The sequence below is a fragment of the Azospirillum sp. genome, assembly GCF_050789165.1.
Map to the genome: position 1 here is coordinate 38505 of NZ_JBOZRT010000143.1, position 24251 is coordinate 62755.

At 72.9% G+C, this 24251-nt stretch carries 26 protein-coding genes and 1 riboswitch; of the genes, 4 read left to right on the forward strand and 22 right to left on the reverse strand.

Annotation, left to right across the window (positions count from 1 at the left end):
• Nucleotide 1: 1 nt before the first annotated feature.
• The 14 genes from ACRWK7_RS29815 to ACRWK7_RS29880 all read right to left on the reverse strand — a co-directional run bounded on the left by ACRWK7_RS29815 (nucleotide 2) and on the right by ACRWK7_RS29880 (nucleotide 14792).
• Nucleotides 2–730 (reverse strand): ABC transporter ATP-binding protein, encoded by a 729-nt coding sequence (locus ACRWK7_RS29815; RefSeq protein ID WP_431860604.1) that lies wholly within the window; start codon nucleotides 728–730, stop codon nucleotides 2–4.
• Nucleotides 727–2412, reverse strand: a complete 1686-nt coding sequence (locus ACRWK7_RS29820) for a branched-chain amino acid ABC transporter ATP-binding protein/permease (protein ID WP_431860605.1) — start codon at nucleotides 2410–2412, stop codon at nucleotides 727–729. The genes ACRWK7_RS29815 and ACRWK7_RS29820 overlap by 4 nt, the downstream gene beginning before the upstream one ends.
• Complete coding sequence (locus ACRWK7_RS29825) at nucleotides 2405–3277, reverse strand: branched-chain amino acid ABC transporter permease (RefSeq protein ID WP_431860607.1); 873 nt, start codon at nucleotides 3275–3277, stop codon at nucleotides 2405–2407. Before ACRWK7_RS29825 ends, ACRWK7_RS29820 begins: the two co-directional genes overlap by 8 nt.
• A gap of 115 nt (nucleotides 3278–3392) precedes the next feature.
• Nucleotides 3393–4511, reverse strand: coding sequence for an ABC transporter substrate-binding protein (locus ACRWK7_RS29830; RefSeq protein ID WP_431860609.1), 1119 nt, complete (start codon nucleotides 4509–4511; stop codon nucleotides 3393–3395).
• Between the two features lie 55 nt (nucleotides 4512–4566).
• A riboswitch (TPP riboswitch) is annotated at nucleotides 4567–4668 on the reverse strand.
• A 28-nt stretch (nucleotides 4669–4696) separates the two neighbouring features.
• A complete protein-coding gene (locus tag ACRWK7_RS29835) occupies nucleotides 4697–5272 on the reverse strand; it encodes a class I SAM-dependent methyltransferase (protein WP_431860611.1) in 576 nt (191 codons plus the stop codon).
• A 26-nt stretch (nucleotides 5273–5298) separates the two neighbouring features.
• On the reverse strand, nucleotides 5299–6288 hold the full coding sequence (locus ACRWK7_RS29840; protein WP_431860612.1) for a DMT family transporter: 990 nt from the start codon (nucleotides 6286–6288) through the stop codon (nucleotides 5299–5301).
• A gap of 3 nt (nucleotides 6289–6291) precedes the next feature.
• Nucleotides 6292–7605: a thymidine phosphorylase gene (gene deoA / locus ACRWK7_RS29845; protein ID WP_431860614.1), complete on the reverse strand. Its 1314-nt coding sequence runs from the start codon at nucleotides 7603–7605 to the stop codon at nucleotides 6292–6294.
• 6 nt (nucleotides 7606–7611) lie between these two features.
• On the reverse strand, nucleotides 7612–8424 hold the full coding sequence (deoC, locus tag ACRWK7_RS29850; protein WP_431860616.1) for a deoxyribose-phosphate aldolase: 813 nt from the start codon (nucleotides 8422–8424) through the stop codon (nucleotides 7612–7614).
• Nucleotides 8421–9269 (reverse strand): purine-nucleoside phosphorylase, encoded by an 849-nt coding sequence (locus ACRWK7_RS29855; RefSeq protein ID WP_431860618.1) that lies wholly within the window; start codon nucleotides 9267–9269, stop codon nucleotides 8421–8423. Before ACRWK7_RS29855 ends, deoC begins: the two co-directional genes overlap by 4 nt.
• A 70-nt stretch (nucleotides 9270–9339) precedes the next feature.
• Nucleotides 9340–10269: an ABC transporter permease gene (locus ACRWK7_RS29860; RefSeq protein ID WP_431860620.1), complete on the reverse strand. Its 930-nt coding sequence runs from the start codon at nucleotides 10267–10269 to the stop codon at nucleotides 9340–9342.
• A complete protein-coding gene (locus tag ACRWK7_RS29865; protein WP_431860622.1) occupies nucleotides 10266–11393 on the reverse strand; it encodes an ABC transporter permease in 1128 nt (375 codons plus the stop codon). Before ACRWK7_RS29865 ends, ACRWK7_RS29860 begins: the two co-directional genes overlap by 4 nt.
• A gap of 85 nt (nucleotides 11394–11478) precedes the next feature.
• Nucleotides 11479–12108, reverse strand: a complete 630-nt coding sequence (gene trhA / locus ACRWK7_RS29870; RefSeq protein ID WP_431860624.1) for a PAQR family membrane homeostasis protein TrhA — start codon at nucleotides 12106–12108, stop codon at nucleotides 11479–11481.
• A gap of 49 nt (nucleotides 12109–12157) precedes the next feature.
• Nucleotides 12158–13642 carry an ABC transporter ATP-binding protein gene (locus ACRWK7_RS29875; RefSeq protein WP_431860626.1) on the reverse strand — a complete coding sequence of 495 codons (1485 nt, stop codon included), beginning with the start codon at nucleotides 13640–13642 and terminating at the stop codon, nucleotides 12158–12160.
• Between the two features lie 175 nt (nucleotides 13643–13817).
• On the reverse strand, nucleotides 13818–14792 hold the full coding sequence (locus ACRWK7_RS29880) for a BMP family lipoprotein (protein WP_431860628.1): 975 nt from the start codon (nucleotides 14790–14792) through the stop codon (nucleotides 13818–13820).
• A gap of 159 nt (nucleotides 14793–14951) precedes the next feature.
• On the opposite strand from ACRWK7_RS29880, the gene ACRWK7_RS29885 reads away from it, so the two are divergent.
• Nucleotides 14952–15608 (forward strand): LysE family translocator, encoded by a 657-nt coding sequence (locus tag ACRWK7_RS29885; protein ID WP_431860630.1) that lies wholly within the window; start codon nucleotides 14952–14954, stop codon nucleotides 15606–15608.
• Here the strand turns inward: ACRWK7_RS29885 and ACRWK7_RS29890 are convergent.
• The 3 genes from ACRWK7_RS29890 to ACRWK7_RS29900 all read right to left on the reverse strand — a co-directional run bounded on the left by ACRWK7_RS29890 (nucleotide 15580) and on the right by ACRWK7_RS29900 (nucleotide 17044).
• Nucleotides 15580–16230 (reverse strand): DedA family protein, encoded by a 651-nt coding sequence (locus ACRWK7_RS29890; protein WP_431860632.1) that lies wholly within the window; start codon nucleotides 16228–16230, stop codon nucleotides 15580–15582. The two genes, ACRWK7_RS29885 and ACRWK7_RS29890, sit on opposite strands and share 29 nt — an antisense overlap.
• Before the next feature lie 62 nt (nucleotides 16231–16292).
• Entirely contained in the window at nucleotides 16293–16688 is a 396-nt protein-coding gene (locus ACRWK7_RS29895; protein WP_431860633.1) for a type II toxin-antitoxin system VapC family toxin, read from the reverse strand.
• Nucleotides 16685–17044 carry a helix-turn-helix domain-containing protein gene (locus ACRWK7_RS29900; protein ID WP_431860635.1) on the reverse strand — a complete coding sequence of 120 codons (360 nt, stop codon included), beginning with the start codon at nucleotides 17042–17044 and terminating at the stop codon, nucleotides 16685–16687. Before ACRWK7_RS29900 ends, ACRWK7_RS29895 begins: the two co-directional genes overlap by 4 nt.
• Before the next feature lie 211 nt (nucleotides 17045–17255).
• Between ACRWK7_RS29900 and ACRWK7_RS29905 the strand changes: the two genes are divergently transcribed.
• Nucleotides 17256–18167, forward strand: coding sequence for a LysR substrate-binding domain-containing protein (locus ACRWK7_RS29905; RefSeq protein WP_431860637.1), 912 nt, complete (start codon nucleotides 17256–17258; stop codon nucleotides 18165–18167).
• A gap of 3 nt (nucleotides 18168–18170) precedes the next feature.
• On the opposite strand, the gene ACRWK7_RS29910 is transcribed toward ACRWK7_RS29905, so the two are convergent.
• The 3 genes from ACRWK7_RS29910 to ACRWK7_RS29920 all read right to left on the reverse strand — a co-directional run bounded on the left by ACRWK7_RS29910 (nucleotide 18171) and on the right by ACRWK7_RS29920 (nucleotide 21248).
• Nucleotides 18171–18353: a hypothetical protein gene (locus ACRWK7_RS29910; protein ID WP_431860639.1), complete on the reverse strand. Its 183-nt coding sequence runs from the start codon at nucleotides 18351–18353 to the stop codon at nucleotides 18171–18173.
• Nucleotides 18354–18407: 54 nt separating this feature from the next.
• A complete protein-coding gene (locus ACRWK7_RS29915) occupies nucleotides 18408–20525 on the reverse strand; it encodes an ATP-binding protein (RefSeq protein ID WP_431860642.1) in 2118 nt (705 codons plus the stop codon).
• 135 nt (nucleotides 20526–20660) lie between these two features.
• Complete coding sequence (locus tag ACRWK7_RS29920; protein WP_431860644.1) at nucleotides 20661–21248, reverse strand: N-acetyltransferase family protein; 588 nt, start codon at nucleotides 21246–21248, stop codon at nucleotides 20661–20663.
• 221 nt (nucleotides 21249–21469) lie between these two features.
• Between ACRWK7_RS29920 and ACRWK7_RS29925 the strand changes: the two genes are divergently transcribed.
• Nucleotides 21470–21784: a hypothetical protein gene (locus tag ACRWK7_RS29925; protein WP_431860645.1), complete on the forward strand. Its 315-nt coding sequence runs from the start codon at nucleotides 21470–21472 to the stop codon at nucleotides 21782–21784.
• A gap of 203 nt (nucleotides 21785–21987) precedes the next feature.
• On the opposite strand, the gene ACRWK7_RS29930 is transcribed toward ACRWK7_RS29925, so the two are convergent.
• Complete coding sequence (locus ACRWK7_RS29930; protein WP_431860647.1) at nucleotides 21988–22881, reverse strand: CDP-alcohol phosphatidyltransferase family protein; 894 nt, start codon at nucleotides 22879–22881, stop codon at nucleotides 21988–21990.
• On the reverse strand, nucleotides 22878–23576 hold the full coding sequence (locus ACRWK7_RS29935) for a phosphatidylserine decarboxylase (protein WP_431860649.1): 699 nt from the start codon (nucleotides 23574–23576) through the stop codon (nucleotides 22878–22880). The genes ACRWK7_RS29930 and ACRWK7_RS29935 overlap by 4 nt, the downstream gene beginning before the upstream one ends.
• 124 nt (nucleotides 23577–23700) lie before the next feature.
• Between ACRWK7_RS29935 and ACRWK7_RS29940 the strand changes: the two genes are divergently transcribed.
• Nucleotides 23701–24162, forward strand: coding sequence for a hypothetical protein (locus tag ACRWK7_RS29940; RefSeq protein WP_431860651.1), 462 nt, complete (start codon nucleotides 23701–23703; stop codon nucleotides 24160–24162).
• Nucleotides 24163–24251 lie beyond the last annotated feature (89 nt).

The window sequence follows — 24251 nt, forward strand, 5'->3', positions numbered from 1 at the left end:
CCTAGCCACCCGCTTGGGCGTCGGCAAGGGGATCCCCGAGAAACGCGGCCCTCAGCGCGTCCGTCGGCAGCGCATCGGCCGGGCCATCGTGCAGGAGGGTGCCGAGGCGCAGCAGCGCGACCCGGTGGGCGGCGGCCAGCGCGCGGGCCGTGCTCTGCTCGGCCACCAGCACGGCGGTGCCGGCGTCGGCGATCGCCCGGACGGCGGCGAACACCTCGGCCGCCAGCTTCGGCGACAGGCCGAGCGACGGCTCGTCGAGCAGCAGCAGGCGCGGCTCCCCCATCAGCGCCCGGCCGATGGCGAGCATCTGCTGCTGCCCGCCGGACAGCCGCCACGCGGTGTCGGCGGCCTTGACGCGCAGCTGCGGGAACAGGGCGAAGACGCGCTCCAGGAGGTCGCGGCGGCGGGCGGCGGGGGCGAAGCTGGCGACCTCCAGGTTGTCGCGCACGCTCATGCCCGCGAAGACCCGCCGCCCCTCCGGCACGTAGCCGAGGCCGAGGCGGACGCGGCGCTCGGTGGGCAGGCCGGCGAGGTCGGCGCCGGCGAACGCGACGCGGCCGGTGGCGGGCACCAGACCGAGGATCGCCTTCAGCAGCGTCGTCTTGCCCGCCCCGTTGGCGCCGAGCAGGGCCACCGCCTCGCCGGGCGCGAGCGCCAGCGACACGCCGTCCAGCGCGGTGGCGCCGCCGTAGCCGGCGGTGACGGAGTCGAGGCGCAGCAGGGCGGTCATGCCGGCGCTCCCAGGTAGGCCTCGACCACCGCGGGGTCGTGCGGCACGCCGGCGGGGGCGCCGTCGTAGAGCACCCGGCCCTGGTCGAGGGCGAGCACGCGGTCGGCGAGCGGCAGCAGGAAGCCCATGTCGTGCTCGACCACCAGCACCGCGACGCCGTCCGCCGCGACGGCGCGCAGGTGGGCGGACAGCTCCGCCTTCTCGGCGTCGGTGAGGCCGGCGGCGGGCTCGTCGAGCAGCAGGACGCGCGGCTGGCGGGCCAGCGCGCGGGCCAGCTCGACCCGGCGGCGCAGGCCGGCCGGCAGGGCGCCGCAGCGATCGAGGGCGCGGTCGGCCACGCCGAGGCGGGTCAGCGCCGACAGCGCGTGCGCCTCGGCCAGGACGATGGTGGCGTCGCGCTCCAGGCGGGCGGCGGCGACGGCAGCGAGGACGGTGGAGTCCTCCGGCAGGCCGGCGGACTGGAAGGTGCGGGCGATGCCGGCGCGGGCGATGCGGTCGGCGCGCGCACCGGACAGGGCGCGGCCGTGCAGGTCGATGCGGCCGGCGTCGGGCCGCTCCAGGCCGCTCAGCAGGTTGATGACCGTCGTCTTGCCGGAGCCGTTCGGGCCGATCAGGCCGGTGATGCGGGCGGCGTCCAGCGTGAAGGAGACGCCGTCCACCGCACGCACGCCGCCGAACGCCTTGGTAAGGCCCTCGACGCGCAGAACCGGGCCGGGCGCGGCGGCGGGCGCCGGCAGCGGCAGCGGGGCGGGCGGCGGGCGGGGCGTCGGCGGCAGCAGGCGCTCCAGCAGGCCGGTCAGGCCGTGCGGCGCCAGCACGATGGCGGCCAGCAGCGCGCCGCCGTAGAGGATCAGGTAGCTGCGCTCCAGGAAGCGGAACCACTCCGGCAGGTGGATCAGCAGCAGCGCGCCCAGCACCGCGCCGGCCACCCGGCCCCGGCCGCCGACCACCGCGATGGTGAGGATCGACACCATGACCGGGAACTCCAGCACCTCCGGCGACACCACGCGCTGCGTGTGCACCGCCAGCGCCCCCGCCGCCCCGGCGTAGAGCGCGCTGAGCGCGAAGGCCTGCAGCCGCAACCGGCCGACGTCGAGGCCGAGGGTCGCCGCCGCCAGCGGGTCGTCGCGCAGCAGGGTCAGCGCCCGGCCCCAGCGCCCGCGCGCCAGGCGCCACGCCAGCAGCCCGCCCAGCGCGACGACGCCCCACACCATGGCGGCCAGCGGCAGGCCGCGCGACACGGTCATGCCGAAGGCGGCGATGCCCGGCACGCCGGCCAGCCCGTTGGCGCCGCCGGTGAGGTCCGGCGCGTTGACCGCCAGCAGCAGGACCACCTGGGCGATGCCCAGCGTCGCCAGGGCGAAGTAATGCGATTCCAGCCGCAGCACCGGCAGCCCGACCAGCAGCGCCAGCAGCACCGGCAGGACCAGGGAGACCGGGAAGGTGGCCGGGAAGCTCCAGCCCAGCTGGCTGCCGAGGATGCCCGTGGCGTACGCCCCCACGCCGAAGAACGCCCCGTGCGCCAATGAGAGCGCGCCGGCCAGCCCGAACACCAGCTGGAAGCCGATGGCCGCCAGCGCGTACACCCCGGCCACGGTCAGCACGCGCAGGCCGTACGGCGAGGCGTACAGCAGCGCGTACGCAACCAGGGCGGCGGCGCCGAGGGCGAGGACGCTACGCACGGCGCCGCGCCGCCTCGCCGAACAGGCCCTGCGGGCGGGCGACCAGGATGACCAGCAGCGTGGCGTACAGCGCGCCCAGCGCCACCGGGTAGGACAGCACCGCCGAGACGCCGACCTCGAACAGCGCGATCAGCAGCGCGCCCACCACCGCGCCGGGCACCGAGCCCCAGCCGCCGATGGTCACCGCGATGTAGGCCTTGAGGATCAGGTCGCCGCCGGCCGTCGGCGTCACGAAGAACTGGTTGGCGAGCAGCAGCCCCGCCGCCCCGGCGTACGCCGTGCCCAGCGCGAAGGTGGCGAGGATCATCGCGGTCACCGGAATGCCGCAGGCGCGCGCCATCTCCGGGTCCTGCGCGGTGGCGCGCAGGCGGCGGCCGAGCTGGGTGCGGGCGAACACCCACTGCTGCGCGCCGATCAGCAGCGCCGCGACGGCGAGGATCGCCAGCGACTGCACCGACACCACCAGCGGGCCGAGCGCCACCGTGCCGCCCCACAGCAGCGGCGGGGCGGCGCGCGGCTCGCCGCCGAACAGGGCGTTGGCGCCGTTCTGCAGGATGATGCCGACGGCGATGGTGCTGATGAACACCGACACGTGCGGCCGCCCGCGCAGCGGCAGGTAGGCGAGCCACGAGACGGCCAGGCCGAGGGCGGCCATCAGGACCAGCACCAGCGGCAGCAGGGCGAGGCCCGGGGCGGGGATCAGCTGGGCCAGCGCCACGGCCAGCATGCCGCCGGCCATGACGAGGTCGCCGTGCGCAAAGTTCACCGCCCCGGCGGCGTTCAGCACCAGCACGAAGCCCAGCGCCACCAGCGCGTAGGCGGCGCCGAGCGCGAGGCCGTTGAGGGTGAGCTGGAGGAGGATCATGCCGCAGGCCCCCTCCCCGTCCCTCCCCCGCTTGCGCGGTGGAGGGAGCCGAGCGGCGGAGTTCCCTCCACCGCCAAGGGCGGGGGAGGGTTAGGGAGGGGGCAACACGCCAGCCTCACTTCACCACGCCCGTCAGGTTGTCGTAGCGCTTGACCAGCACCGGCACCCGCGTCTTGCCGTCGTAGCAGACGATCACCGCCGAGTGCGCCATGTTGCCCTTGCCGTCCGAGGCGTAGGTCATGGCGAGGCCCTTGTGCGTGCCCCTGGCCAGCGCGTCCCGCACCTGCCCGGCCGTGCGCGCGCCCTTGGCGGCGGCGTCCAGCACCATCCGCACGCCGTCGTACTGGGCGAGCGCGAAGGCGTCGGGCTCGGCGTTGAAGGCGCTGCGGTAGGCGGCGGTGAACGCCTCCACCTCCGGCGAGCCGCCGGACACCGGGGAGGCCGCGGTCTCGGCGCACACGCCCTTCAGCTCGGCGGGCTCCAGCAGCGCCGCGGTGCTCGGCTGGTGCATGGCGGAGCCGGCGACGATGGGAATGTCCACCCCGTGCGCCGCCGCCTGGCGGATGAACAGCGCGGTGGGGGCGGAGTGCAGGTGCAGCACCAGCACGTCGGGCTTCGCCGCCAGCGCCTTGGTGATCACCGGCAGCAGGTCCTTGGCCGAGGTGTCCACGCCCTCCTCGAACACCGGCGTGGCGCCGAGCGCCCGGAACTGCTCCATCAGCTGCGCCTTGCCGCCCTGGCCGTAGGCGGTGGTCTGGTAGATCACCGCGGGGCGCCGCTTGCCCAGCTCCTCCACCACGTAGCGGGCGTGCGCCGCCTTGGTCACGGCGTCGCCGGGGAAGAAGCGGAAGACCCAGGGGTTGCCCTGCTCGGTGATCGACGCGGTGCCGGACACGGTGACCAGCGGCAGCCCGTAGTCCTTCGCCAGCGGCAGCATCGCCAGCATCTGCGTGCCGAGCATCGAGGCGACCACCGCGGTCACCGGCTTGCCGGCGGCGCGCTCCAGCGCGGTCACCGCGGCCTCCGGCGAGGTGCCGGTGTCCACCACGTCGGCGGTGACGCTCAGCCCGGCCGGCGCCTGCTTGAGGGCCAGCAGCGCGCCGTTGCGCTGGCTGGTGCCCTCCAGCGACAGGAAGCCGGTCAGCGGCACCAGGACGGGCACGTTGACCGACTGCGCGTGCGCGGCACCGGCCGCGAGCAGGCTCAACAGGATGGGAAACGCAAATCGACGCATGGCCTCTCCTCCGTGCCGGAGGGGATCGCCGCTCGAAGGGCGGCGCGCGGGCCGCGGTCCTCGACGGTCGGCTCCCTTCGCTGGCATGACCCAGATCAGGTTCGATGGGTAGTGTCTCAGCCCGCCCCGCACGGAGCAGGCACCCCAGCCGTTCGCGGGCGAGAGTACGGCGCCGGGCCGGCTTGTCAAGCCGCGTCCTTGAGCGCCTCCAGCTCGATGGCGATCTCGTCGATGACGTTGTTGTGGGTCTCCGCCGCCTCGGCCAGCTCGTCGTGGGTGATCGCGCCCGACGCCAGCTTCTGCTGCCAGCGCGGGGTCAGCTTGTAGGTCACCGCCACCGTGCGGAAGTCCACGCCCAGGTGCATGGCCAGACGCGTGTTCGGCCAGCGCCGCGCCATGAACAGCCGGTTGGCCTCCAGCGAGAACAGCGACAGCACGTCCGGCGTGATCGGGCGCACGTGCGTCGGGTCGCCCAGGAACCCGTCGCTGCGCGGGTGCGGCACGCGGATGTGGATGCGGGCGCCATGGCGGCACACGCGGTGCATCTCCGTCATGATGCCGAGGAACGTCCCGGTGGACTGGCCCAGATGCTCCAGCACGTGGATGAGTTGGATCTCCCCGACGCTGTCGTCGGGCCAGGGCCAGGGCACGGCCTCCAGGTCGGCGACCATGTCGGGAGCGAAGGTGTCGTACTTGTCGACATTAACGTAGCCGGCGAGCCGGGTGTCGCCGCAGCCGAGGTTGAGCTTGAGGCCGGTCATGACGCGCTCCGCAGGGACGGCCGACTCTAGCACGCCGGCCGCGCCTCGCGCCGCAGAACGTACAGGCCGCTGGCGATGACGATGCAGGCGCCCAGCGCCAGCGACGGGTCGGGCACGTCGCCGAAGATCAGCGCGCCGTACAGCACGCCCCAGAGCATCTGCGTGTACTGGAATGGCGCCACCACCGGCCCCGGCGCCATGCGGAAGGCGGCGATCAGGCAGAGCAGCGCGGTGCCGGCGACCAGCCCCACCGACAGCAGCAGCGGCAGGTCGGGCAAGGCCGGCGTCACCCAGACGAAGGGCTGCACCGGGGCCAGCAGCGCGCTGACCAGCAGGTTGCCGTAGAACGGCCAGGACGGCGCCGTCTCGCTGGTGCCGTAGCGGCGGACGATCACCGCCGACAGCGCGAAGCACACGGCGCTGAGCAGCGCGCCCAGCGCGCCGACGCCGACCACCGCCTCGGTCGGGCGCAGCATGAACAGCACGCCGGCGAACCCCGCCAGCACCGCCGCCCAGCGCCGGGCGCACACCGGTTCGCCGAGCAGCGGGCGGGCCAGCGCGGTGATGACCAGGGGGGCGGCGAACAGGATGGCGTAGACGTCGGCCATCGGCATGCGCTGGAAGGCGAAGAACGCCCCGGCCCCGGCGGTGGCGCCGACGAGACCGCGCAGGATCTGGATGCCCGGCCGCGCGGTCGCCAGCATGCGCGGGCCGCCGCGGACCAGCGCGTAGCCGGTGATCGGGATCAGCGAGACGCAGGCGTTGAAGAACAGCGCCTGCGGCAGCGGATAGGTGGCCGTGAGGTGCTTCATCAGCACATCGACCAGCGAGAACAGCGCGAAGGCGACGACGATGAGCGCGATGCCGCGGAGGTTGTTTCCCTCTCCCCTCCGGGGAGAGGGTGACCCGGAGGGCCGGGTGAGGGGGTCCTGCGTGGCGTCCGCTTCCGGTCCCCCGCGCGCCCCCTCACCCAACCCTCTCCCCAGAGGGGAGAGGGCTTTGAGGCCCTTCCACACCGGTCAGACCCTCATGGCCACCAGCGGGCCGCGCTCCGGGGCGGTGTCGGCGACGGTGAAGGCGGCCTGGACCGCGGCGGCGGCGCGGTCGGCGTCGGAGCCGGTGCGGGCGTGCACGACGGCGAGCGGGCGGTCGGCGTCCACCGCGTCGCCGAGGCCGGCGACGCCGTCCAGGCCGACCGCCGGGTCCACCGGGTCGGTCACGCGGGTGCGGCCGCCGCCCAGCGCGACGACCGCGACGCCCAGCGCGCGCGTGTCGATGGCGGCCACCACGCCGCGGCGAGGCGGCGGCACGGCGCGCACCACCGGGGCCGTGGCGAGGTGCCGGTCCGGCGCCTCCAGCAGGTCGGCGGGACCGCCCAGCGCGCGGACCATGCGGGCGAAGCGCTCGGCGGCGCCGCCGCTGCGGATGGCCGCGTCGAAGCGGCGGCGGCCCTCCGCCACGTCGGGCACGAGGTCGCCGACCTTCAGGAGTTCGGCGGTCAGTTCGGCGGTGACCCCGTACAGGCGCGGATCCACCGGATCGCCGCGCAGGAAAGCCAGCGCCTCGCGCACCTCCAGCGCGTTGCCGGCGGTGCGGCCGAGCACCTCGTTCATGTCGGTCAGCAGCGCGCGCGCCACCAGCTCGGCGCCGGTCGCCACGGTGACGATGCTCTCGGCCAGGGCCTCGGCGTCGTCCAGCGTCGTCATGAAGGCGCCGGAGCCCCACTTCACGTCCATCACCAGCCCGTCCAGCCCGGCGGCCAGCTTCTTCGACAGGATCGAGGCGGTGATGAGGTCGAGCGACTCGACCGTCGCCGTCACGTCGCGCACCGCGTAGAGCCGGCGGTCGGCGGGCGCCACGTCGTCGGTGGCGCCGACCACGGCGCAGCCGACCTCGCGCACCACGCGCTGCAGCGTCGCCACGTCGGGCTTGGCGGTGTAGCCGGGGATGCTCTCGCACTTGTCCAGCGTGCCGCCGGTGTGCCCCAGGCCGCGCCCGGACACCATCGGCACGAAGCCGCCGCAGGCCGCCACCGCCGGCGCCAGGATCAGGCTGACCTTGTCGCCGACGCCGCCGGTGGAGTGCTTGTCGAGCACCGGGCCGGGCAGGTCCAGCGGCTTCCAGTCGAGCACCCGGCCGGAGCGCGTCATGGCGCGGGTCAGCGCCACCCGCTCACCCAGGCCCATGCCGCGGAAATACACCGCCATGGCGAAGGCGGCGGCCTGCCCCTCGCTGACCGTGCCGTCGGTGAGCCCCCGCACGAAGGCGAAGATCTCGGTGTCGTCCAGCGGATAGCCGTCGCGTTTGCGGCGGATGATCTCCTGCGGCAGCATCGGCGCTCAGTACCCTTCGGCAGGAGCCACCGCGGGCGCCTCGCCCAACTCGGCCAGCAGCGAGTCGAGCAGGCCCGACGCGCCGAAGCGGAAGCAGCCGGGCTTCGCCCAGCCCTTGCCCATCAGCGCGTCGGCGAGGTGCAGGTAGGTGGCCGCGGTCGCGGCGTCGCGGATGCCGCCGGCCGCCTTGAAGCCCACCGGGCGCCCCGTCTGCCCGATGGTGTGCAGCATCAGCGCCGCCGCTTCCAGCGTCGCCGCCGGGTTGGTCTTGCCGGTGGAGGTCTTGAGGAAGTCCGCCCCCGCGGCGATGGCGTCGCGGCCGGCCCAGGCCAGCAGGTCGGGGTCGGGGAAGGCGCCGGACTCCAGGATCACCTTCATGGTGACGCCGTCGCCGCAGGCCTCGCGGCAGGCGTGCAGGATCTTGTTCGGCATCGTGCGCGCGCCCTCGATGAAGGAGCGGTAGGGCAGCACCACGTCGATCTCGTCCGCCCCGGCCTTCAGCGCGGCGCGGGTGTCGGCGGCGACGGTGGCGCCGTCGTCCTCGCCCGCCGGGAAGTTGACCACGGTGGCGACCTTCACCGGCGTGCCCTTCAGCGCCTTGCGCGCGGTCTTCACGAAGCGCGGCCAGACGCACACCGCGGCCACCGGGCCGGCCGGCGTCACCGCGCGCTTGCACAGCGCGGCGACCGACTTCTCGGTGTCGTCGTCGTTCAGGCTGGTGAGGTCGAGGAGCGCCACGGCGCGGCGCGCCAGGGCGGGAGTCGGCTTCGCCTCCTTGGCGGAGTCGACGGCAAGCTGCAATTCGGCAAGCAGTTTCATGGCTGGGCCTCGTCCCCTGCGGTCCATCCCCTAGACGAAAAATCGGCAAGAAAAGCCGTCAACAGCCGCTCCAGGTCGGCCGCAGCGGATGCGGCGTTGCGCAATGTGTGGTCGTGGTCCACCGGCTCGTCGCTCAAGCCCACGCCGAGGTTGGTGATCACCGCCACCCCGGCGACCCGCAGCCCGCAATGCCGCGCCACGATGCACTCCGGAACCGTGGACATGCCCACGGCGTCCGCCCCCAGGACCGACAACATCCGCACCTCGGCCGGCGTCTCGAAGCTGGGGCCGAGGCAGGCGGCGTAGACTCCCTCGGCGAGCGGGATGCCGAGATCGGCGGCGCGGGCCTTGAGGCGGGCCCGGAGAGCGGGGTCCCAGGCGTCGGTCAGGCTGGGAAAGCGCGGGCCGAAGGCGTCGTCGTTCGGGCCGGCCAGCGGGTTGGACCCCAGCAGGTTGATGTGGTCGGATATCAGCATCAGCCGGCCGGGGCCGACGTCGCGCCGCAGCGAGCCGGCGGCGCAGGTCAGCACCAGCGCCTCGCAGCCGGCGAGCTTGAGCGCGCGGACGGCGGTCTTCAGCGCGGCGAAGCCGCTGCCCTCGTAGGCGTGCACGCGGCCCTGCATGACGGCGACCGGGCAGCCGGCCAGCGTGCCGAGCACGAGGCGGCCGGCGTGGCCCTCCACCGCCGGGACGGGGAAGCCGGGCAGCTCGGCGTAGGGGACGGCGGTGGCGCCCGCGACCCGGTCGGCGACGCCGCCGAGGCCGGAGCCGAGCACGATGCCGACGCGCGGGCGCACGCCGGGGGCGCGGGCCAGGATCTCGGCGGCGGCCTTGGCGGCGGTCATGCGCGGGCGTCCTTCAGGGGGGACAGTGGAGGAAGAACGGACAGGGTGGTCCCTCGGTTCAGTGGAGTCATCACCGCTCCTTCAGATAGGGAACGCCGCTCGCCTTCGGCGCCACCGCGCGGCCGACGAAGCCGGCGAGCAGCAGCACGGTCAGGACATACGGCAGCGCCTGGATGAACTGCACCGGAATCGTGCCGATCAGCGGCAGCGCGACGCCCTGCAGGCGCACCTGCACGGCGTCGGTGAAGGCGAACAGCAGGCAGGCGCCCAGCGTCGGCCAGGGCCGCCACTTGCCGAACACCAGCGCGGCCAAGGCGAGGTACCCCTTTCCCGCCGACATGTCGCGCACGAAGCCGGCGCCGTGCGCGATCGACAGGTAGGCCCCGGCCATGCCGGTCAGCGCCCCGGTGACCAGCAGCGCCTGATAGCGCAGGCGGGCCACCGACAGGCCGGCGCTGTCCACCGCGGCCGGATTCTCCCCCACCGCGCGCAGGCGCAGGCCGAAGCGGGTGCGGTGGAGCATCCAGGCGGTGAACGCCACCACGGCCGCGGTCAGCCAGATCAGCACGTTGAGGTCGTCGAGCAGCGGCACCGGCAGGTGGACGCCCGGCAGCCGGGCCGAGGCGGGGAGCAGCGGCGTCTGCCCGCCCTGGCGGAACCACGCGTAGGCCAGCGTGGGCGCCAGGCCGGCGACCAGGATGTTGATCGCCATGCCGGACACCACCTGGTTGCCGGCGTGCGTCACGCAGGCGAAGCCGTGCAGCAGCGCCAGCGCGATCCCGGCGCCGACGGCGGCGAGCAGGCCGAGCCACGGGCTGCCGGTGGCGTAGGCGGCGGCGGCGGCGGCGAAGGCGCCGGCCAGCATCTTGCCCTCCAGGCCGACGTCCACCACCCCGGCGCGCTCGCAGTACAGACCGGCGAAGGCCGCCAGCACCAGCGGCGTCGCCAGCCGGACCGTGGAATCGATCAGCAGCAGCAGCAGGGTCAGGGCCTCGCTCATGCCGCGCCCGCCCGGCTGCGGAACAGCGCCTCGGCGCGGCGGCGGAACAGGTGCTCCAGCGCGCCGGCGAACAGGATGACGAGGCCCTGGATGACCACCACCAGCTCGCGCGTGATGGTCTGGAACTCGAAGGACAGCTCGGTGCCGCCCTGGTACAGCGCGCCGAACAGCAGCGCCGCCAACACGATGCCCACCGGGTGGTTGCGCCCCATCAGCGCCACCGCGATGCCGACGAAGCCGACGCCGCCGGTGAAGTTCAGCAGCAGGCGGTGCTGCACGCCGAGGATCTCGTTGAGGCCGACGAAGCCGGCCAGCGCGCCGGACAGCAGCATCGCCGTGACGACGATGCGGGCGGGCCGGATGCCGGCGTAGACCGCGGCGCGCTCGTTCTGGCCGACGACGCGCAGCTCGAAGCCCCAGCTTGTGTGCCAGACCAGGACGTACACGATCCCGCAGCAGACCAGCGCCCAGGGGAAGGACAGGTTGAGCGGCGAGGACGGCAGCGCCAGCCCGAGCGGGGCCAGCATCGCGTCCATGGCGGGCAGCCACGTCTCGGGCGCGAAGTCGCGCGATTCGGGGCTCTGCTGGCCGGGCTTGATGAGGACATCGACCATCAGCCAGGTCATCAGCGAGGCGGCGATGACGTTGAACATGATGGTGGTGATGACGATGTGGCTGCCGCGCTTCGCCTGCAGCCAGCCGGGCAGGAACGCCCAGGCGGCGCCGAACCCCGCCGACGCGGCGACGCCCAGCAGCGCCGCCACCGGCCACGGCCAGCCGGTCAGCGCCAGCCCGACCAGCCCGGCGCCGAGGCCGCCCAGCGTCGCCTGCCCCTCGCCGCCAATGTTGAACAGCCCGGCGTGGAAGGCGACCGCCACCGCCAGCCCGGTGAAGATGAAGTTGGTGGCGTAGTACAGGGTGAAGCCGACCGCCTCGGGATAGCCCAGGGCGCCGTAGGCCAGCACCTTCAGCGCCGCCAGCGGGCTCTCGCCGATGCCGGCGACCACGAGGCCGGAGAGCAGCAGCGCGGCGGCGAGGTTCAGCCCCGGCAGCAGGGCATGGCCGACCCAGCCCGGCACCGTGCCGGGCGGCCGTCCGCCGCTCCCCCGCGCTTCGCCCACCATGCCATCCCCACGGCCAAGTCCCCGCTCCGGAAGGTGCCCCGCCGCGGTGCACAAGGCAAGCGGCGAGCCGCGGCCGGCGGACTCCTCAGGCGGCGGAGAGCACCAGCACCACCGCGGCGTAGTGGCAGGCGGCGGCGGCGAAGACGCAGCCGTGCCAGATAGCCTGGTTGTAGGGGATCGAGTCGCGCAGGTGCACCGGCACGCCGGCGGTGTAGATCACCCCGCCGGCCATCAGCAGCGTCAGCGCGCCCGGCGACAGCCGCTCGATGACGGCGTCGAGCTGCACCACCCCAGCCCAGCCCAGCGCCACGTAGAGCGCCACCGTCACCGCCTCCGGCCGGTGGCGGAACAGGATCTTCAGCAGGATGCCCGCCGCCGCGACCAGCCAGATCGCCGCGAGCAGGCCGAAGCCGCGCCAGCCGCCGACCACCAGCGCGCAGAACGGCGTGTAGGTGCCGGCGATCAGCAGAAAGATGGCGGAATGGTCGAAGACGCGCAGCACCGCCTTGCGGCGCGGCGCCGTCGCCGCGGCGTACAGCGTCGAGCAGGCGAACATCGCCACCAGCGACGCCCCGTACACCCCCACGGCCACCGCGGCCCCGGCGCTGCCGGCCTGGACCGTCCAGGTGATCAGGATGGCCCCGGCCACGATGCTGGCCGCCAAGCCGCTGGTCTGGATGGTCAGGTCCACCCGCCGTTCCCGCAGTGCCCGCATGCGTGCCTCCCGGTTGCCCGTAAGGGAGCTGTCGCGGGTGACGCAAACGTCAAGCCGACCGATCGGAGGGGTGGGGTTCTCCGCTCGGGTCAACCCCCGCCATCATCAGGCCCAGCGTGCGCTCGTCGGTGTCGGGCGGCACCTCGCCGACGATGCGGCCGGCGCACATCACCAGGACGCGGTCGGACAGTGCGCGGATCTCGTCCAGCTCGGCCGAGACCAGCAGGATCGCCGTGCCGGCGTCGCGCAGCGCCACGAGGCGGCGGTGGATGAATTCGATGGCGCCGATGTCGACGCCGCGGGTCGGCTGGCCGACCAGCAGCAGGTCGGGGTCGCCCTCGATCTCGCGGGCCAGCACCAGCTTCTGCTGGTTGCCGCCGGAGAAGCCCGCGGTGCGCAGCTCCGGGTCGGCGGGGCGGATGTCGTAGGCGGCCATGGCGCGCACACAGCGGGCGCGGGCCTCGCGCCAGTCGAACAGGCCGCGGCGGGTGAGCGCCGGGTCGGACTGCTGGCCGAGCACGGCGTTCTCGTAGGCGGCGAAGCCGGTGACGAGGCCGACCTTCTGGCGGTCCTCCGGCACGTGGCCGAGGCCGCGGCCGGACAGGCGCACGCGGCCCTCGAACGGGCGGGTGCCGGCCAGCGCCTCCAGCAGCTCCGACTGGCCGTTGCCGGAGACGCCGGCGATGCCGACGATCTCGCCGGCGCGGACGGCGAGGTCCACGCCCTTGACCGCGCCGCCGACGCGCAGGCCGGAGACCTCCAGCACCGGCGCGCCGGGGGTGGCGGGAGGCTTGTCGACGCGCAGCAGCACCGGGCGGCCGACCATCCGTTCGGCGAGGCCGGCGGCGTCGGTTTCGGAGGTCGGGAGCGTGGCGACCACCGCACCGCGGCGCATCACGGTGACCGCGTCGGTCAGCTCCATGATCTCGCGCAGCTTGTGGGTGATGATCACCACCGTCTTGCCCTGCGCCGCCAGCGCCCGCAGGATGCGGAAGAGGTGCGCGGTCTCCTGCGGGGTCAGCACGCCGGTCGGCTCGTCGAGGATCAGCAGGTCGGCGCCGCGGTGCAGCGCCTTGAGGATCTCGACGCGCTGCTGCGCCCCCACCGGCAGTTCGCCGACCGGGCGGTCGAGGTCGACCTCCAGGCCGTACTCGCGGGCCAGCCGCTCCAGCCCGGCGCGGGCGCGGCGAAGACCGGGGGCGAGCGTGGCGCCGCCCTCGAAGCCCAGCAGCACGTTCTCCAGCGCGGTGAAGGGCTCCACCAGCATGAAGTGCTGGTGCACCATGCCGACGCCCAGCGCGATGGCGTCGTGCGGGCTGGACAGCCGGGCGTCGCGGCCGTCCAGGCGCACCGTGCCGGCGTCGGGCGCCAGCGTGCCGTAGACGATGTTCATGATGGTGGACTTGCCGGCGCCGTTCTCGCCGACGATGCCGTGGATCGTCCCCTTCGCCACCGCGAACGACACCGCGCGGTTGGCGTGGTTGGCGCCGAACCATTTGTCGATGGAGAGGACTTCGAGGGCGGGGGCGGTCACGCGCGATGCCCCCTCCCCATCCCTCCCCCGCTCTCGGCGGATCCGGAAGATCCGCCTGTCGCGTCAGCGCAAGCGAAGCTTGCGCGAGAGCTTTGCGGGAGAGGGGGCTGCCGACGCAACGGCGGAGTTCCCTCCACCTCGAAGAGGGGGAGGGTCAGGGAGGGGGCGAACGGCATCACGGCTTGTACGGCTTCACGGCCAGCGAACCGGCGACGATCTGCGCCCGCGCCTCGTCCACCGCCTTCTGCATCTCCGGCGTGATCAGCGCCCGGTTGTGGTCGTCGAGCGCCCAGGCCACGCCGTCCTCCTTGAGGCCGAGCACGCGGTGCCCCGGCTTCCAGGTGCCCTCGCGGGCGTCCTTGAAGCAGGCGTAGACCGCGCCGTCCACGCGCTTGACCATGGAGGTCAGCACCTTGCCCGGATGCAGGTGGTTCTGGTTGGAGTCCACGCCGACGCCCAGCTTGCCGGCGTCGGCGGCAGCCTGCAGCACGCCCAGGCCGGTGGCGCCAGCGGCGGCGTAGACCACGTCGGCGCCGCGGCCGAACTGGCTCCTGGCCAGCTCGGCGCCGCGCGTCGGGTCGTTCCAGGCGGCGGGCGTGGTGCCGGTCATGTTGACGAACACCTCCGCCTTGGCGTTGGCGTGCCTCACCCCCTGCTCGTAGCCGGTGAGGAAGTTGCGGATCAGCGGCACGTCCATGCCGCCGACGAAGCCGACCTTGCCGGTCTTCGAGGCCATCGCCGCCAGCAGGCCGACGAGGAACGAGCCCTCCTCCTCCTTGAAGGTGACGGACTGCACGTTGGGGGCGTCGAGCTTCTCGTCGATCAGGCAGAACTTGGTGTTGGGGAACTCGCGCGCGACCTTTTCCATGGGGGCCGCCTGGGCGAAGCCGAGGCCGACCACGACGGTCGCGCCGCGCCGCGCCATGGTGCGCAGGGCCTGCTCGCGCTGCGCCTCGTTGGTCACCTCGAAGTCGCGGTAGGCGACGCCGGTGTCCTTCCTGAACTTTTCGGCGCCGACATAGGCCGCCTCGTTGAAGGATTTGTCGAACTTGCCCCCCATGTCGTAGACGACGGCCGGCGCGAACTCCTGCGCGGCGGCGGCGGGGATCCAGGCGAGCAGCGCCGCCAGCGTCAGCGTGAACCGCGTCATGACAACCGTTCCTCCTCGGTTTGAGGAAGAGAATAGCGGCGGCCGAGGCGCCGGGACAGGGGGCGCGTGACCGCGGTTGGTTGACTCGCCCCCATCGGGCGGATATCACGCGGGCACGGTTCCGCCCGCGCGGACCCTGTAGCCTCGGGGAGGACGTTGGTGGTCCAGGAACTGCTGGTGGTGCTGGTGCAGGGATACGTGCTGGGCATCGCCATCGCAGCGCCCGTCGGCCCCATCGGCCTGCTGTGCATCCGCCGCACCATCCAGCACGGCGTCTTCATGGGCTTCTCCACCGGCATGGGGGCGGCGGTGGCCGACACCATCTACGGCGGCATCGCTGCGTTCGGCGTGTCGGCGGCGCTGGCCTTCCTGGAGGGGCACCAGTTCTGGTTCCGCATCGTCGGCGGCGTCTTCATGCTGGCCGTGGCCGTGCGCACCTTCCGCCAGCAGCCGTCGGCGGAGGAGCAGGAGGTCTCCAAGGTGCCGGACAGCCGCACCGCCATCGCCGGCTTCATCACCGGGCTGTCGCTGACGCTGACCAACCCGGCGACCATCCTGGCCTTCATCGCGGTGTTCGCCGGATTCGGGCTGGGCGCCAACCTCGGCAAGTTCGACGCCGCCACCATGGTTCTGGGCGTGTTCCTGGGGGCGAGCAGCTGGTGGCTGGCGCTGTCGTCCGGCGTGGCGGCGGTGCGCCACCGCATCACCGATCACGGGCTGACGGTGCTCAACCACTGCACCGGGGTGGGACTGGCGTGCTTCGGCCTGTGGGCGCTGGGGACGGCGTTCACCGGCATTGGGTCGGCTGGGTGGTGAAGATCTCCTCGCCCAGGCGGCCGCCGCGCAGCGCATGGAAGTGCATCGCCAGCCGGACCACGTAGATCCCGACCAGCAGGACCACCAGGCCGATGGTGAACCACCCCACCAGGTCGGTGATGCGCGGCCAGGTGGACAGCATGTAGCCGCTCCACGCCAGCACGAAGGTCCACGCGACCGACCCGACGCCCGAGGCCAGGCCGTAGCGCCACACCGGCATGTTGCAGGCGCCGGCGGGGATGGAGATCAGCGTGCGCAGGCCCGGGATGGGCTGGCAGAACAGCACGGCGAGGTCGCCGCGCTTGGCGAACCACGCGGTGGCGCGCTTCACCTGCTTCGGCCGCACGGTCAGCCAGTGGCCGTAGCGCTTGAGGAAGCGCTCGAACCTGTCGGCCGGCATCAGCCGGCTGGGCAGGTACCAGACCAGCTGCCCGGCCACCGAGCCCAGCCCGCCGGCCAGCGCCACGGCGAACAGGTTGTACTCGCCGGTGGCGGCGCCCAGGCCGGCCAGCGGGATCACCGTCTCGGCCGGAACCGGCGGCACGACGCGGGCCAGCACCAGGAGCAGGAAGATCCCCACGTACCCCATCGAGTGCATCACATCGACCAGCCACTCGGTCATGCCAATCTCCGCTTGTCCGGCGAAGGAGCAACAAACCCGATGGGTGCGGGTTCCCGAGGGCCTCAGGCGAGGGCCGGCGTGACGTCGGTGCGGGAGAAGTCGTCGCCCTTGAACAGCAGCGGCAGGTCCAACGATTTGGCCAGCGCGTAGGAGGCGCAGTCGCCCATGTTCAGGCCGGCGGGGTGGCTGCCCTTGCCGAAGCGGATGAAGGCGTCGCGGGCGATGGCGGCGAGATCGGCGTCGAAGGGGGCGATCTCGACGCCCATGGCCTCGAGAACGGCATCAAGGCCGTCGCCAGTATCAGTCGCACTGCGCCCGATGGTCACCATAGCCGCTTCGAACACGCTCACGGCACAGACGAGCCGGCCATTCGCATTGGCTATGACCTGTTCGAAGTGCGCCTTTTCGGGTTCTGCCCTCAGAATGGCGATCAGGGCTGAGGTATCAATGACAATCACGCCGGCAGCCCGTTCTCATCATACAGGTCGTCTTCCGAGAAATCGGGATTGACCACCGGATACTTCCTGTTGAATTCGTCGACCGCTTCCCGGATGGAGCGCAGCCGCTCCGCCACCTCCTCCGGGCTCCGCTTCTTCAGGTGCCGGACGCCGCCGTAGATGAACTCCACGCCCGCCTCCTCCAGCGCCGCGCGAACCTGGGCGAAGGTCGAGGGGGTGACCGCCGACATCCCATGCTCGGACTCCAGCCGGCGCAGCGTGGCGACGGAGACGTGCGCACGCGCCGCCAACTCCCGCTGCTCGAGGCGGAGCAGCGCGCGGGCGGCGCGGATCTGTTCGGGCGTGACCATCTTCATGAGCGATGGATATCACACTTGAGCGATAACGCTCAAGGCCGGGGGGTGCGGACGGGCGCGGGGGTGGGGGGATTCTGCGCCCGTCCGTCCTTCCGCAGGCCGTCGTGCGGGGAGCGGACGGCCTGACGCGGCGATTGCCGTGCGCCAACGATGCCGGCCGGGACGGGACCGGTCCAATTGTCTTTTCCGACCGGTGTGATAGGAAGCAGCGATGATCGAAGCCGTGACGCTGCGCCAGCTGCGCTACCTGGTATCCGTCGCCGACACGCTGCACTTCGGCCGTGCCGCCGAGCGCTGCCACGTCAGCCAGCCCAGCCTGTCGGCGCAGATCCAGCAGCTGGAGGACGTGCTCGGCGTGCAGCTGGTCGAGCGCACGCAGCGCCGCGTGCTGCTCACCCCGGCCGGGCGCGACGCGGTGGCGCGGGCACGCCGGATCCTGGGCGAGATGAGCGACCTCGCGGCGGCCGCACGCAGCGCCGCGGCGCCGTTGGGCGGCGAGTTGCGGCTGGGGGCGATCCCGACGCTGGCACCCTACTACCTGCCGCGGGTGCTGCCCGATCTCCGCCGCGACCACCCGGACCTGAAGCTGTTCCTGCGCGAGGACCTGACCGGGCGGCTGCTCGACTCGCTGAAGGCCGGGGCGCTGGACGCGGTGCTGCTGGCGCTGCCGGTGGACGAGCCGGGGCTGGAGCACGCCGCGGTGTTCGACGAGCCCTTCGCCGTCGCCCTGCCCGCCGGCCACCCCCTGGCGGCGCGCCCGGTGCTGACCGAGCGCGACCTGGGCGGCGAACGGCTGCTTCTGCTGGAGGAGGGGCACTGCTTCCGCGACCAGGCGCTGGCGGTGTGCCGCCGGACCGGCGGGCCGGACCGCGACGGCTTTTCCGGCACCTCGCTGGCCACGCTGTGCGAGATGGTGGCCGGCCGCATCGGCGTCACGCTGCTGCCGGAGCTGGCCCGCGCGCGGGCGCCGGAGGGCGTCGAGACCCGCCCCTTCGCCGAGCCGCGGCCGACCCGGCGCATCGGCCTGGCGTGGCGCAAGGGCAGCCCGCGCGGGGCGGAACTGCAGCAGCTGGCGGCGTATCTGCGCCGGCACCTGCCGGACGGCGTCACCGCCGCCGAATAGGCCTCAGCCGGCGACCCAGCCGGCGACCCCGGCCAGCGTCAGCGCCCACAGGACGAGCACGAGGCGCAGGGCGCGCACCTCGCCGACGAGCCGCCGCTCCACGACCGCGCGGGTGCGAACCATGGAGGCCAGACGCGCGTCCACGTCGAGAAGGCGTTGCGTGGTGAGGGAGCGATAGGCGTGCATGCCGCCAGCCTAGGGCGGCGGCGCGGGCGGGCGGTGTGGCCTTCGCGGGACCTTTTACGCGCCGGCGCCCTCGTTCAGCAGATCGCGCACCGCCTCCGCCAGGACTTCCGGACGGTAGGGCTTCTGCAACAGGCGGAAGCCCTCCTTCTCGGCGGTGCTGGCGGCGTTGGAATAGCCGGTGGTCAGCAGCACCGGCATCGACGGGAAGCGCTCGCGCACCCGCCGCGCGAGGTCGAGGCCGTTCATGCTGCCGGGCATCACGATGTCGGAGAACACCAGGTCGAAACGCGTGTCGTCGCCCAGCGCCTCCAGCGCGCGGTCGGCGTTCTCGGCGTACATCACGCTGTAGCCGAAGCCCTCCAGCAGCGTGGTGGCGGTGCGGCCGATCTCCGGGCTGTCCTCGACCAGCAGGATGGCGCCGCCGGCCGGCTGCGGGTGCTGCGCCGGTGCGGCGGCGGCCTGGGCCGCTCCCTCGCCGCTGCGCGGCAGGTAGAGGGTGATGGCGGTCCCCTCCCCCGGCCGGCTGTCCAGCCCCACCGTGCCGCCGGCCTGGGTGGCGAAGCCGTAGACCTGGCTGAGGCCCAGGCCGGTGCCCTTGCCGACCTCCTTGGTGGTGAAGAACGGGTCGAAGACGCGGTCCTGGATGTCCCGCGGGATGCCGCAGCCGGTGTCGGCCAGGGTGAGCGCCACGAAGTCGCCGCTCAAGCCCCCCGGCCCCCGGCCGTCGAGCGTCACGTTGCGGGTGCGCACGGTCAGCCGGCCGCCCTCCGGCATGGCGTCGCGGGCGTTGACCGCAAGGTTGAGCACCGCCAGCTCCATCTGCGCGCGGTCCACCTTCACCGGCCACAGGCCGGACACCAGGTCGGTGTCGATGGCGATGTCGCCGCGCAGCGAGCGCTTCAGCATGCCGTCCACCATCGGCCCCAGCGCGACGTTGACGTCGAACACCTCCGGCTTGACCGTGTGCTGGCGCGAGAAGGTGAGGAGCTGCTGCGTCAGCTGGCCGCCGCGGTAGGCGGCCTGCATGGCGGTGTCGATGAAGGGCGCCGCCGGGCCGGGCTCGCCGCCGCGCGACTGCGCGAGGTAGAGGTTGCTGGTGATCACCATCAGCAGGTTGTTGAAGTCGTGCGCGATGCCGCCGGCGATCTGGCCCAGCATCTCCAGGCGCTGGATCTTCTGCAGGATGGCCTCGGCGTGCTGGCGGCGCTCCACCTCGGCGGCGACGCGGGCGAGCGCGGCGCGCTCGGCGCGCGCCTTGCGCACCACCAGCCACGACACCAGCGCCAGCAGCAGCGCCGAGGGCACCGCGAACAGCGCGTAGAACAGCACCTGCGCGCGCCACTCCGCCAGGATCCAGCTGGTCGACCGGCCGTACAGCACGTACACCGGAAAGTCGCCGACCTTGCGGTAGGCGTACAGCCGCTCCACCCCGTCGCCCTGCGACGACGTCCGGAACATGCCGCCGCTCGGAGCGGCGGCGACGGCGCGCATGAAGCCGCTGTCGGGCAAGAGCCTGATGGCCGCCGGCGGCCCCGGGAAACGCGCCAGCATGGTGCCGTCGGCGCGCACCAGCGACACCGCGTCGCCGGCGGTGGGCACCACCTGCGCGAAGAACTCGGTGAACTCGGCGACGTAGACCGAGGCGAGGATGCTGCCGTCGTAGGCCCCCTCCGGCGCCGAGCGGCTGCGCGCCACGTTGAACGCCAGCTTGCCGGTGGTGCGGCCGGGATAGGTGGCGCTGATGAAGCGCGTCTCACCGCTCTTGAGCGTGAGGTGGTAGTCGCGGTCGGAGACGTCGGAGACCGGCACCGGGAAGAAGCGGCTGCTGCCGGCGATCCGTCCGGAGGCATCGGCGAGCCACAGGCTGCCGACCTGCGGGAAGGCGTGCTCGACCCGCTCCAGGTAGCGGTGCACCTCCGGCGTGGCGGCGATCTCCGGCCACGGGCGGCCGGCGATGTACTGGTCGATCTCGTCCAGCACGAAGGCGTAGGTCTCGAACAGACGCAACGTGTGCTCGTAGACCACGGAGTTGGAGCGGTCGACGTGCCGCTCCGCCTCGGCGAAGCCCTTGTTGTAGTCCCGCCACGCCACCACGGCGAGCAGCAGCAGCGGCACCGTGAAGGAGAACAGCAGCAGGATCCAGAGGTCGCGTGCGGACCGTCGGTGGGGCATGATCGGGGGCAAACGCCTTGACTTCCGTGGGTTGCGTGAAGGTAGCAGAACACGGTCACCCGTCATTACGACAATGGGAAGACCCAACCCCCACGAACGGACAGGTCATAGCCTTGTTGCCCGGCCCGGACCGCCCTACAGCCGCTTGCGCAGCAGGACGCTGCCACCCTCGTGCGGCAGGCGCTCGTGCCAGGGGATCGCCGCCACCTCCACCTCGATGTAGCCGTGCCGGGCGTAGAGGCTGCGGGCCGGAGCGTTGTCGGCCCAGACGTGCAGCGTGATGCGGTCGAAGCCGCCGCTGCGCGCGCGCCCCTCGACCCAGTCGAGCAGCCGGCCGGCGATGCCCCGCCGCCGCCACGGCGACGCCACCGCCAGGGCGGACAGGAAGTAGCTGCCCCAGTCCTGCGCCGCGTCGAAGGTGGCGATGTGCGCCAGCCGCTCGGGCGGCAGGTAGCTGCGGTCGACGCTGCGCATCCAGTCGGCCGGATAGGCGTGCGCGGTGCCGACCACGGCGCCGCCGTCCAGCGCCACCGCGCAGTGCCGGTGCGAGAACGAGCCCTCGCGCGCCGCCAGCCCCGGCATCAGCATGTCGGCCACCGGGATGCCCGGCACCACGCCGTCGAGCAGGAACTGGTAGATGCCGCCGCCGGCCTCGACCATCAGCGGTGCCACCGCGGGGGCGTCGTCGGGTTCGGCGGGGCGGATCAGGATCTCGGCGGTCATGATGGCGGCCTCGTGCGTGCCCCTTACCGAGTAGCGCAGAGCAGGGCCGCGCGCCAGCCCGTTCCGCGTCGGTTGACCGGACGGATAATCGCGGCTAGGGTCACGGGCATGAACGCCCTGCCGCTGTCCCGGACTCTTCGAATTAGCGGCCCGGTCCTCCTCTGAGGGCCGGGAACCATCCGCCGCACCGAATCGAAGACCGTCCAGGGAAAGCCCGTACCATGTCGGCCGTTCAGACCCTTTCCGTCCTGCCCGCCCCCGCCGAGACCCGCGCCACCGATCCGGGGCGCTGCGTGACCTTCGCCGTGCGCGCCGACGCCGACCCCGGCTCGCTGCCGCGCGTGCTGGAGCTGTTCGCCAAGCGCGGCCTGGTGCCCACCGCCCTGCGCAGCGAGCTGCTGCCGGAGGCCGGCCTGCTCGACATCAGCGTCGAGGTGGTCGGCATGGTGCGCGCCGAGTCCGACCACGTGGCCAACTGCCTGCGGGCGATCCCGCTGGTCGGCCACGTGCTGACGGCGGAGCGGGCGGTCGGCTGAAGATCCGAGGTGGGGGCAACAGGTTCACACGGATTGCACGGATTTCGGCACGGATTACACGGATCCTTTATTCGTGCCTCGGCAACGGCTTGCCGGGTAAGCGCAGTACGCTGCAAGACAAAGAAAATCCGTGTAATCCGTGCCTCAATCCGCGAAATCCGTGTGGCTGTTGTCCCCGATACGGACATTCCGGAGCCTGCGGATCAGACCACCCCGCCCTTCTTCTCCTCCTCCGCCACCGCCTCGGCCACGGGGGCTTCGCCCTCGGCCGGCGCCTGGATGTCGGCGGCGGCGCGCTGCAGCTTGCGGAACTGGCGCAGCGACACCGGGATCAGCGCCACGTAGACGACGCCGAGCAGGATCAGCGTCCACCAGGGCTGCGCCACCAGGAAGGCGGCGAGCAGGCCGACGCCGACCAGCGCCGGCACCACGTAGTTGGTCGGCACCCGCATGCCCTTGCCGGAGAAGGTCGGCAGCGTCGACACCAGCAGCAGCGCCATCGCCAGCGTCCACGGCACCACCAGCAACGGATGGCTGACCAGCGACGGGTCCACCTCGAAGCCGGCGACCATGGGCAGCAGCACCAGCCCCGCCCCGGCCGGCGCGGGGACGCCGGTGAAGTAGTTGAAGGCCCACGGCGGCAGGTCCGGCGCGCCGAGGCGCGAGTTGAAGCGGGCCAGCCGCAGCGCCATGCACACCGCGTAGGCCAGCGCCGCGATCCAGCCGAAGCTGCCGGCCGAGCCCAGCGCCCACAGGTACATCATGATGGCCGGCGCGACGCCGAAGCTGACCACGTCGGACAGGCTGTCCAGCTCGGCGCCGAACTTGCTCTGGCCGTTCAGCAGGCGGGCGATGCGGCCGTCCAGCGCGTCGAGGATGGCGGCGGTCACCACCGACACCACCGCCGGGCGCCACTGCCCGTCGATGGCGAAGCGGATCGCCGTCAGGCCGGCGCACAGCGCCAGCACGGTCAGCACGTTGGGCAGCAGGTGGTTGATCGACAGCCCCTTGAGCCGCGGGTGCACCCGGCGCGGGTGCCGCTTGCGGAACACCCCGGGCTTGAAGGCGCCCGGCTTGAAGACGGGCGGCCGTTTCATCGGCGGATCTCCCCCGCCCGCTGCGGCTCGCTCGACTCCAGGTCGGCCAGCACCGTCTCGCCGCCGATCGCCAGCTGCCCGACGCAGACCAGCGGCGCCACGCCGTCCGGCAGGTAGATGTCGGTGCGACTGCCGAAGCGGATCAGGCCGAAGCGCTCGCCCGCCTTCACCGTCTGCTTGGGCTTCAGGTGGCAGATGATGCGGCGCGCCACCAAGCCGGCGATCTGCACGTAGGCGATCTCCCGCCCGTCCGGCAGGCGATGGCGAATCGCCATGCGCTCGTTCTCGGAGCTGGCCTTGTCGAGCGCCGCGTTGAGGAAGGCGCCGGGGTGGTACTCGGCCGCCACCACCTCACCGTCGGCCGGCACGCGGTTGACGTGCACGTTGAAGACGTTGAGGAAGATCGAGATGCGGGTGCGCGGCTCCGGCCCCATGCCCAGCTCGGGCGGCGGGACGGCCGGCACGATCATGGTAACGCGGCCGTCGGCCGGGCTGACCAGCAGGCCCGGGCGGGACGGCGTCACGCGCTCGGGGTCGCGGAAGAAGTAGACGCACCAGGCGGTCAGCACGAGGCCGATCCAGCCCAGCGGCGCCGCGACGGCGAGGCCGAGGACGGCCGAGACCACCGCGAAGATCGCGATGAACGGCCAGCCGGCGCGGTGGATGGGAACGAGTACGGTGTCGATGGCGGTCATCGCCGGTCACATGTCCTTTGACGTGAAGCGGCGCATGATAGTCGCAGCACCCCGCCCTTTACAGAATTTTAGCGGCATGCCGCGAAGCTTCGGTCTCCGCCGCCGTAGGAATGCGTCCCGCCCCATGACTGTTCCCGCCGCCGCCCGCCTCGACACCCTGCGCGCCCTGGCCCAGGTCGCCGAGGGCGCGCTGCCGCTCGGCCTCAACGCCGTGACCATGACGGCCGACGGCGTGCCGTCGATCCGCCCGCCGCAGCCGGTGAAGCTGAACTTCTTCGCCGACGGCCTGCCCTTCCACGCCGCGGTCAGCCCGGACGGCGATGGCGCCGTCTGCCAGATCTGGGCGGAGGTCGGCCACATCCCCTACACCGCCCAGGCGCCGGAGCGCCGCCGCAGGCTGCTGGCCACACTGCGCGCCATGCCGACGCTGGAGCGCGCCCGATTCGTCGTGCAGGACCAGAAGATCCTGCTGGTCTCGGAGACCCGGCACGCGGGCGCGGTGACGGCGGAGGATTTGATGCACGAGACGGTGGCGCTGATCCAGGAGGGACGGCCGTTCCTCAGGATTCTGGGGGAGTGGCTGTAGCAACCGTCTTTTTCCGAAGGAGGGAGTGAACCGTGGGTGCTCCCTGTCAAGGCGCGCGCCGAGGCGCGCCCGCCTTTCGGGCGGCTTCA

What these genes read in the sequence shown, in the direction of transcription:
- ACRWK7_RS29915 (WP_431860642.1), bottom strand. Translation starts at nt 20,525, where the DNA reads ATGCCCCACCGACGGTCCGCACGCGACCTCTGGATCCTGCTGCTGTTC.
- ACRWK7_RS29935 (WP_431860649.1), bottom strand. Translation starts at nt 23,576, where the DNA reads ATGACCGCCATCGACACCGTACTCGTTCCCATCCACCGCGCCGGCTGG.
- ACRWK7_RS29860 (WP_431860620.1), bottom strand. Translation starts at nt 10,269, where the DNA reads ATGAGCGAGGCCCTGACCCTGCTGCTGCTGCTGATCGATTCCACGGTC.
- ACRWK7_RS29855 (WP_431860618.1), bottom strand. Translation starts at nt 9,269, where the DNA reads ATGACCGCCGCCAAGGCCGCCGCCGAGATCCTGGCCCGCGCCCCCGGC.
- deoA (WP_431860614.1), bottom strand. Translation starts at nt 7,605, where the DNA reads ATGCTGCCGCAGGAGATCATCCGCCGCAAACGCGACGGCTATCCGCTG.
- ACRWK7_RS29930 (WP_431860647.1), bottom strand. Translation starts at nt 22,881, where the DNA reads ATGAAACGGCCGCCCGTCTTCAAGCCGGGCGCCTTCAAGCCCGGGGTG.
- ACRWK7_RS29940 (WP_431860651.1), top strand. Translation starts at nt 23,701, where the DNA reads ATGACTGTTCCCGCCGCCGCCCGCCTCGACACCCTGCGCGCCCTGGCC.
- ACRWK7_RS29910 (WP_431860639.1), bottom strand. Translation starts at nt 18,353, where the DNA reads ATGCACGCCTATCGCTCCCTCACCACGCAACGCCTTCTCGACGTGGAC.
- ACRWK7_RS29905 (WP_431860637.1), top strand. Translation starts at nt 17,256, where the DNA reads ATGATCGAAGCCGTGACGCTGCGCCAGCTGCGCTACCTGGTATCCGTC.
- ACRWK7_RS29890 (WP_431860632.1), bottom strand. Translation starts at nt 16,230, where the DNA reads ATGACCGAGTGGCTGGTCGATGTGATGCACTCGATGGGGTACGTGGGG.
- ACRWK7_RS29925 (WP_431860645.1), top strand. Translation starts at nt 21,470, where the DNA reads ATGTCGGCCGTTCAGACCCTTTCCGTCCTGCCCGCCCCCGCCGAGACC.
- ACRWK7_RS29880 (WP_431860628.1), bottom strand. Translation starts at nt 14,792, where the DNA reads ATGACGCGGTTCACGCTGACGCTGGCGGCGCTGCTCGCCTGGATCCCC.
- ACRWK7_RS29900 (WP_431860635.1), bottom strand. Translation starts at nt 17,044, where the DNA reads ATGAAGATGGTCACGCCCGAACAGATCCGCGCCGCCCGCGCGCTGCTC.
- ACRWK7_RS29830 (WP_431860609.1), bottom strand. Translation starts at nt 4,511, where the DNA reads ATGCGTCGATTTGCGTTTCCCATCCTGTTGAGCCTGCTCGCGGCCGGT.
- trhA (WP_431860624.1), bottom strand. Translation starts at nt 12,108, where the DNA reads ATGCGGGCACTGCGGGAACGGCGGGTGGACCTGACCATCCAGACCAGC.
- deoC (WP_431860616.1), bottom strand. Translation starts at nt 8,424, where the DNA reads ATGAAACTGCTTGCCGAATTGCAGCTTGCCGTCGACTCCGCCAAGGAG.
- ACRWK7_RS29835 (WP_431860611.1), bottom strand. Translation starts at nt 5,272, where the DNA reads ATGACCGGCCTCAAGCTCAACCTCGGCTGCGGCGACACCCGGCTCGCC.
- ACRWK7_RS29815 (WP_431860604.1), bottom strand. Translation starts at nt 730, where the DNA reads ATGACCGCCCTGCTGCGCCTCGACTCCGTCACCGCCGGCTACGGCGGC.
- ACRWK7_RS29825 (WP_431860607.1), bottom strand. Translation starts at nt 3,277, where the DNA reads ATGATCCTCCTCCAGCTCACCCTCAACGGCCTCGCGCTCGGCGCCGCC.
- ACRWK7_RS29920 (WP_431860644.1), bottom strand. Translation starts at nt 21,248, where the DNA reads ATGACCGCCGAGATCCTGATCCGCCCCGCCGAACCCGACGACGCCCCC.
- ACRWK7_RS29865 (WP_431860622.1), bottom strand. Translation starts at nt 11,393, where the DNA reads ATGGTGGGCGAAGCGCGGGGGAGCGGCGGACGGCCGCCCGGCACGGTG.